Below are 391 nucleotides of genomic sequence, written 5' to 3'. Positions count from 1 at the left end.
GGAGGATGTCTTCCGCTTTGGGGCCCTGGACGGCGATCAGCGAGGTTGCCGCGGAGGCGTCATCGACGACGACGTCGAAGTTGGCGGCCCTTTGTGCCAGCGCCTGGGCAACGACCTTGGCGTTGCCGGCGTTCGGGACCACGAGGAACTTGGAATCGCCGCGGCGGTAGGTGATGAGGTCGTCGATGATGCCGCCGTCTTCCTGGCAGATCAGCGAGTACTTGGCCTTGCCCACAGACATGGCGGAGATCTTGCCCACCAGCGCGTAGTCCAGGAAGGCCGCGGCTTCCGGGCCGGTGACCCAGACTTCGCCCATGTGGGAAAGGTCGAACAGGCCCGCGGACTGGCGGACGGCGTGGTGTTCGGCCAGTTCGGAGGAGTACTTCAGGGG

General features: G+C 65.7%; 1 protein-coding gene. It reads right to left on the bottom strand.

Translation table 11 applies throughout. The features are described 5' to 3' along the window. A partial coding sequence (locus AC1DJW_RS26635) for an aminomethyltransferase family protein (RefSeq protein WP_476902977.1) occupies positions 1-391 on the bottom strand: 391 nt, incomplete at both ends.

This window comes from Arthrobacter sp. 05L417, from assembly GCF_056397865.1.
This window is presented reverse-complemented; position numbering and strand designations above follow the sequence as displayed.